The following is a 6953-nucleotide window of genomic DNA, read 5'->3' as shown; positions in this document are numbered from 1 at the left end:
CATCGCAATTTTCGCCGCCGGCCCTCTCCCCCTGCCCCTCTCCCGCAAGGCGGGAGAGGGGAGCAACCCGAGCGGGATTGGGAAGCATCCTACAGTGCCATCCCACAAAAACTGGCGCGATATCTCCAGCCTTCTACACTGGAGCTATCGCGCCATTTTTGTCTGGAGGGCCGCCATGCGAACGATTCTGGTGCTGATCATGGCGGCGCTGCCGCTTGTGGCCAGCGCCCAGCTTTCCACCAGCGGCTCCATCGCCGTGGGCGGCTCGGCGCACGTCAAGGGGCCGGTGACCGTGCTGGGCACGTTGAGTGTCGATGGCAATGTCTATGCCAAGGGGCCGATCACCGCCGCGTGGTTTGCCTCGCCGGGATGGGGATATCCCTCCGCGCCGCCCGGCCGATCTCTCCTCAAGGTGTTCAACGGGCCGCTCACCGTACAAGGGTCGATGGTGGTGCATGGAGACCTCGTCGTCGATGGCCCGATCACCGTGAACGGCCCGATCGAAGCGGGCGGCGGCCTCGATGCCGATGGACCGATGGTGGAGCGTCAGGCGCGCTGATGTAGCACAATGGCGACTTCGCTGACTGCCTCGATTTCGTCATGGCTCATGCTGCATCGCCGTTGGGACTCAGGAGCATCGCTCTGTTCGAAGCCGCCAAGGGCGCGCTGGTTATCCTCGCAGGGCTTGGACTCGTGGCGCTGCTGCACCGCGATGCGCAGGCGCTGGCCGAGATGATCGTCGCCCGGCTTCACATCAATCCTGCGAGCCACTATCCGAAAGTCTTTCTTGCCTTGCTGGCCGACCCCTCCAATGGGCGGCTCTGGGCCATCGGCGCGTCGGCGGCGGTGTATGCGCTCATGCGCTTTGCCGAGGCGTACGGACTCTGGCATGGCCGCGCGTGGGGTAACTGGCTGGGTGTGTGGTCGGGCGGCATCTATATTCCCGTGGAACTGTACGAAGCCATACGCCATCCCACGTGGCTGCACGTGGGGCTGGCCATTGCCAATGCGCTGATCGTCGTCTATCTCGTGCAGTCGCTGGCGCGGCACAAGGTGGCATAGTGCATCCAATCTGCTAAGGTAGACGCCCCCGCCGCGGCGCCTGACGGCCGGCGTGTCAGACAGGCACCGATATCCGAGACATACAGAGACCCATCATGATTCACGAAATTGCACAGATCACGATCAAGCCCGGCATGGAAGCCCAGTTCGAAGCGAACGTGGCCAAGGCCAAGCCGCTGTTCCTGCGTTCGCGTGGGTGCCACGGCGTGAACCTGCAACGCTCCATCGAACAGCCGTCGCAGTACGCGCTCGTTGTGGCCTGGGAGACCGTGGAAGACCATATGGTCCACTTCCGCGAGTCCGATGAGTTCCAGGAGTGGCGCAAGCTCGTCACCGACTGCTTTGCGGCACCGCCCGCCGTGCATCACGTCAACACGGTGCTTTGAGCGGCCCATACGAACCTTGCGCCGGGATCGAAGCGAAAGGAGTCCGTCCATGAACACCCCTCCGCCGCGCCCCCGGCATTTCTCCATGCTCCGCGACCTGCAACTCGCGGATTTTTTCACGCTCGCCAACGCGGCGTGCGGCATGGGGTCCGTCTTCTACGCGATGTATTTCGTCGCGGAGCCTTCGCTGCGGTATTTCTATATCGCCGCGGCCCTTGCGCCCGCCGCGTTCATCTTCGATGTGCTTGATGGCCGCATCGCGCGCTGGCGCCATGCCCATTCGGCGCTGGGCCGTGAACTGGATTCGCTCTCGGACATCATTTCATTCGGCGTAGGCCCCGCCACCCTGGCCTTTGCGGCCGGCATGCGCGGCGGCTGGGACCTGGCCGCGCTGATCTACTTCGTATGCTGCGGCGTGAGCCGGCTGGCGCGATTCAACGTCACCGCCGAAACCCTTGCGGAGGGCAGCACGGCAGGCAAGGTCAAGTACTTCGAAGGCACCCCGATCCCTACCAGCGTGGTGCTCACCGGCGTGCTGGCGTGGTGCGCATCGGCGGGCAAGCTCGGCGATGCGCTGCCCGGCGGCGCTTGGGCAATCGGCGGCGGCACCTTCCATCCGCTGGCGTTGCTGTTCGTGCTGAGCGGCAGCCTGATGATCAGCAAGACGCTGCGCATTCCGAAGTTTTGAGTGGCCGGCCCCCGCGCAAGGCAGAGGGCCGGATTCATACTGGCGGTGCCAGCGGCTACACGATATCCACGACGAGATTGCGCTGCGCCGGCAGCTCGAAATGCACGGGTTCATCCGTGGCGCCCAGGATGGTGCGAAGGTCCCGTTTGAGACTGTCGATGTTCTGCAACGTCACGGTACGCCCGTCCCAATTGTTCAGCATCCGCTGGAACAGCGGCCACGACGCCGTGCGAATGATGCCGAACCATTCGGTGGAGCCCACGGGCGGCAGACCTATTTCGTTGATGATGTAGTGCTTCAGCAGGGTGCCAAGCCCCGGATTCTGAAACGCGCCCGTGTGCATGATCGCGCCCACGCCGATGTCCGGGTTGTGCGTGGCATACGCATTGCGGATGCCCAACGCCCCATGGTTGCTGACCTGGTCGCCAAACTTGATGAAGTTGCCCTGCTTGCCATCGGCAAACTGCGTGTAGCTGTTGATCTCGCAGCCTGGGCTGATCACGAAGTAAGTGTAGTTCCACATGGTTGGCTCCTTATTTCCACTGTGCGCCGGAGGCGGTCGGCCACCAGCCGGTCAGTTCGATCTGCCCGCGGCCCATGAACCATGTGTTGAGCGGGTTCGAGACGCGCAGCACCTGGGTGGTGCCGGCGACGAAGTCCATGCGGATGTCCATGTTGGTGGCATCCAGCGGAATGTCGGTGATCTGGCCCGTCAGCCCGCCTGAAATGCGGGTCTTGCGTTCCTGGGGCTGTCCGCCGCTGGTATAGGTCACCGTTGCATTGACGATGTACGAGCCCGTGTTGTGCAGCGACAGGTTCAGCGCCGAGATGTCGGCGATATAGCGCGGAATCACGATCGTCTCGCCCGCGAACGACGAGAACTCGTAGGCGTACGCCACCGGGTCGTTCTGCTCGACGATATTCGCCTTGCTCGGGAAGATGCGCTTCTCGACGTTGTCCACCGTGCTGGTGCTCTTGTACGAGCCCTTGAGCGAGGCGGACTGGTCGCTGCCGGTCATGGCCGAGACGCCGTCGACCGAACCCGTGATGCTGAACTCGCTCTTGTCCTGCCGCGAGCCCAGGTTCACGCAGCCGTCGGTCAGCCACACCTTGGTGATCATGCCGAAGCCCTGCACGATGTTCGCGCCATTGGTCTTGTGGACGCTCTTGGCAACGTCGTAGATCTCCTGGTAGTTGTCGAGCATGTACTGCGCGGCGTTCTCGACATAGGCCACCCCATAGGCGGAACCCTGCGACGTCAGCGATCCCTTGCTGCCGAATTCCCATTTGCTCTGCAGGCCGATGGTGACTTCTGTACCCGTCGTGGGATCGAGATAGGGCACGTCGAACTGCACGCCGGCGGTGGTCTGCCTGACGTGGCCCTGTTCCAGGTGCCAGTCCACGGAGGCACGTTGTTCCGTGGGCGTGAGGTCCATCTGGTGGTGTGCCAGCTGGACATGGGTATCGCTGGGATCGAACCAGCCCAGGGCCCCTACCTGGATCTCGGGGTCGAGTGTCCAGTTGCCCCACGCGTAGCGCTCGGTGTTGCGCAACAGATGGGTCAGCTGGACGTTCCATTCTGTGCCTTCGGTGCCGTTGATGTTGCTCGGCTCCGCAATGATCTCGTAGCCGGTTGGCTCGTTGTGAGACATGGATGATTTTCCTTTCATAAGATGGGTCAGCGGGTACAGCCGGACGCAGTAGAGACCGGAACCCGATCATCCATCCATGGATCAGGATTTGTGTCCGTGTCTGACAGGGACGAGACACAGCGGTGTGGCATTGCGTAGCCATCGAAACTATTTAATTCGAGCGACAAAATCCTGAAATCGACGCGCGGTAATCCATGCGCTATGGTCGGCCACGAACCGAACCCCTGCCTGGAGCCGCTGTCGTGCCGATTTCCACCCTGACCCGGATCACCTTTTCGTCCTTGCTCATAGCAGGCGTCTCTGCCTGCAGTATGTCGCAGAGCCCGTCATCGCCCTACAAGATGACCACGTCCACGCCGCCGGAAATCACTACGCCTGCGGTGGTGGAGACGCGCATCGGCAAGCTCGAATTCTTCGACGGTGTGCCGACTGCCGAGACCGCGCAGAAGGCCTACGACAACATCGATTTCGCACGCGGCGTGGAAGTGTTCCTGAACGGCATTCCCGGCGCATCGCTCGTGGCCATCCGCACCGGACTGCGCGAGGTGGGCGCGGTCAACAATACCGTCGGCATTTTCGAGACGCTGATGGATTCCTCGTCGCTGTTCCTGACGCCGAATACGGAGTCGGTGTACTTCTGGAACTGGCTTGACCTCAAGGATGGTCCGATGGTCGTCGAGACGCCGCCGAACATCCTCGGCGTGGTCGATGATTTCTGGTTCCGTTTTGTGGCGGACCTTGGCAACGCGGGACAGGACAAGGGCAAGGGCGGCAAGTACCTGTTTGTGCCGCCGGGCTACAACGGCCCGCTGCCATCGAGCGGTTACTTCATCGTGAGATCGCAGACCTACGGCAACCTGCTGTTCGGACGCGGTTTCATGCAGCATGGCGACCCCAAGCCCGCCGTGGCCAACATCAAGTCCGGACTCAAGGTGTACAGGCTGTCGGAGGCCCGTAACCCGCCGCAGATGAAGTTCGTCAATATGTCTGGCCGCGTCATGAATACGGTGCACGCCAACAACTTCAAGTTTTTCGAGGAGGTCAATCAGATCATCCAGGAAGAACCCGCCGGCGCGTATGGGCCCGATATGACCGGGCTGTTCATGGCGATCGGGATGGAGAAGGGCAAGCCGTTCGCGCCGGATGCGCGCATGAAGCGCATCCTGACTGACTCGGTGGCGGTGGGCAACGCCACGGCGCGTGCGATTGATTTCCGTAACCGCAGCCAGGAAGCGCTGATCTACCCGGGCCGCCACTGGACCACGCCGTTCATCGGCGGCAGCTATGAATGGCTCAAGAACGGCGCGCGCAATTTCGACGCCCGCACGCTGTTCTTCTATGCAGCCACGATCGATACACCAGCCATGGCCATGGCAATGCCCGGCATCGGCTCGCAATACGCGGCGTCGAACCTGGATGCCGCCGGCAAGCCGTTCGATGGCGGAAAGACCTACCGCATGCGCGTGCCTGCGAATGTGCCTGCCAAGGATTTCTGGTCAGTCGTGGCGTATGACACGCAGACGCGCTCGATGCTGCAGACGGACCAGCAGTTCCCTAGTCTGTCCAGCGAGAAGTCGATGCAGAAGAACGCCGACGGCACCGTGGACGTCTATTTCGGGCCCAAGGCACCGGCTGGCAATCCGGCTAACTGGATCCAGACGATTCCCGGCAAGAGCTGGTTCACGATCTTCCGTCTCTACGGTCCGCTGCAGCCGTGGTTCGACAAGACGTGGAAACTCGAGGACATCGCGGAAGTGTCCTGAACGTCGATGTCAGGAGGATTTCCGGTTGGGGCGGGGGCGTCTGCAGAGTTTGTCCGCGAGGACTAGAATCCTTGCAGTCTCTCCCGCAAGCACGCCAACAAGGCGGCACTCCCAAAAGGAAACCCTCCATGTCTCATCTCTTCGATCCGTACAAGATCGGCGGCCTCGCGCTGGCCAACCGCATCGCCATCGCGCCGATGTGCCAGTACTCGGCAGAGGAAGGATCGGCCACGGACTGGCACATGATCCACCTTGGCAATATGGCGCTGTCCGGTGCCGGATTGCTCATCATCGAAGCCACTGCCGTGTCAGCGGAAGGGCGCATCTCGCCGGCCGATCTCGGCCTCTACAACGATGCCAACGAAGCGGCCTTGGCCCGGGTGCTCGGCGCCGTGCGCAAGCACTCCCCGATTGCCGTGGCCATGCAGCTGGGCCATGCCGGCCGCAAGGCGTCGAGCCAGGCGCCATGGGATGGTGGCGCGCAGATTCGCCCCGACCAGCCCACTGGCTGGCAGACGGTGGCGCCGTCCAACGTGCCTCACAGCCCCGACGAAGCGCCCCCGGTGGCGCTTGACAAGGATGGTCTCAAAAAGGTGCGCGACGATTTTGTGGCGGCCGCCAAACGCGCGGCGCGTCTGGGCATCGATGGCATCGAGGTGCATGGCGCGCATGGGTATCTGCTGCACCAGTTCCTTTCGCCCATTGCCAACCATCGCACCGATGAATACGGCGGCAGCCTGGAGAACCGCATGCGCTTTCCGCTCGAAGTGTTCGACGCGGTGCGTGAGGCGTTCCCGGCGGACAAACCGGTCTGGATGCGCGTGTCGGCCACGGACTGGGTGCCGAATGGCTGGGATATCGACGGCACCATCGCGCTCTCTCATGCACTGAAGGCGCGCGGCTGCGCGGCGATTCATGTGAGCACAGGCGGTGTCTCGCCACAGCAGGCCATCAAGATCGGACCGGGATACCAGGTGCCCTACGCGCAACGCGTGAAAGCGGAAGTGGGCCTGCCCACGATGGCGGTGGGGCTCATCACCGAACCCGAGCAGGCAGAGGCCATCGTCGCCAACAACGAAGCCGACGTGATCTCGATTGCGCGCGCGATGCTGTACGACCCGCGCTGGCCGTGGCACGCCGCGGCGAAGCTCGGCGCGCAGGTGTCTGCCCCCAGGCAGTACTGGCGCTCCCAGCCGCGCGGGCTGGAGCATTTGTTTTTCGATATGAAGCACGGGCAGCGGTAAGCGTCAGCGTTCGTTCTCCCGATTGTTTGCGCCCCTCTCCCGCCTTGCGGGAGAGGGGCGGGGGAGAGGGCAAGCCGATCAAATCTCGACATGGTCGGCAAGCAGAACCTCCAGCCCTCTCCCCCAACCCCTCTCCCACTTGCGCGGGAGAGGGGAGC

The 6953-nt window shown here is 62.9% G+C and carries 8 protein-coding genes; 6 read left to right on the top strand and 2 right to left on the bottom strand.

Going from position 1 to position 6953, the window contains the following annotated elements:
- Positions 1–175: 175 nt before the first annotated feature.
- From FFS21_RS31370 to FFS21_RS31355, 4 genes are all read left to right on the top strand, one after another.
- Entirely contained in the window at positions 176–559 is a 384-nt protein-coding gene (locus FFS21_RS31370) for a hypothetical protein (RefSeq protein WP_137928572.1), read from the top strand.
- A gap of 41 nt (positions 560–600) precedes the next feature.
- Complete coding sequence (locus FFS21_RS31365; protein ID WP_137928571.1) at positions 601–1062, top strand: DUF2127 domain-containing protein; 462 nt, start codon at positions 601–603, stop codon at positions 1060–1062.
- Positions 1063–1157: 95 nt separating this feature from the next.
- Entirely contained in the window at positions 1158–1448 is a 291-nt protein-coding gene (locus tag FFS21_RS31360; RefSeq protein ID WP_137928570.1) for an antibiotic biosynthesis monooxygenase family protein, read from the top strand.
- Between the two features lie 49 nt (positions 1449–1497).
- On the top strand, positions 1498–2136 hold the full coding sequence (locus FFS21_RS31355; RefSeq protein ID WP_137928569.1) for a CDP-alcohol phosphatidyltransferase family protein: 639 nt from the start codon (positions 1498–1500) through the stop codon (positions 2134–2136).
- A gap of 55 nt (positions 2137–2191) precedes the next feature.
- Here the strand turns inward: FFS21_RS31355 and FFS21_RS31350 are convergent, their stop codons facing one another.
- Positions 2192–2659 carry a hypothetical protein gene (locus tag FFS21_RS31350; protein ID WP_137928568.1) on the bottom strand — a complete coding sequence of 156 codons (468 nt, stop codon included), beginning with the start codon at positions 2657–2659 and terminating at the stop codon, positions 2192–2194.
- A 10-nt stretch (positions 2660–2669) separates the two neighbouring features.
- Entirely contained in the window at positions 2670–3788 is a 1119-nt protein-coding gene (locus FFS21_RS31345) for a hypothetical protein (protein ID WP_137928567.1), read from the bottom strand.
- 242 nt (positions 3789–4030) lie between these two features.
- Between FFS21_RS31345 and FFS21_RS31340 the strand changes: the two genes are divergently transcribed.
- Both FFS21_RS31340 and FFS21_RS31335 read left to right on the top strand, forming a co-directional pair.
- Positions 4031–5551, top strand: a complete 1521-nt coding sequence (locus FFS21_RS31340; protein WP_249359768.1) for a DUF1254 domain-containing protein — start codon at positions 4031–4033, stop codon at positions 5549–5551.
- A 128-nt stretch (positions 5552–5679) separates the two neighbouring features.
- The gene (locus tag FFS21_RS31335) at positions 5680–6795 is read left to right on the top strand and encodes an NADH:flavin oxidoreductase/NADH oxidase (RefSeq protein WP_137928565.1); all 1116 of its coding nucleotides are present in this window, start codon (positions 5680–5682) and stop codon (positions 6793–6795) included.
- Positions 6796–6953: the final 158 nt, after the last annotated feature.

The organism is Cupriavidus sp. 2SB, from assembly GCF_005503625.1.
GTDB lineage: Bacteria > Pseudomonadota > Gammaproteobacteria > Burkholderiales > Burkholderiaceae > Cupriavidus.
This window is presented reverse-complemented; position numbering and strand designations above follow the sequence as displayed.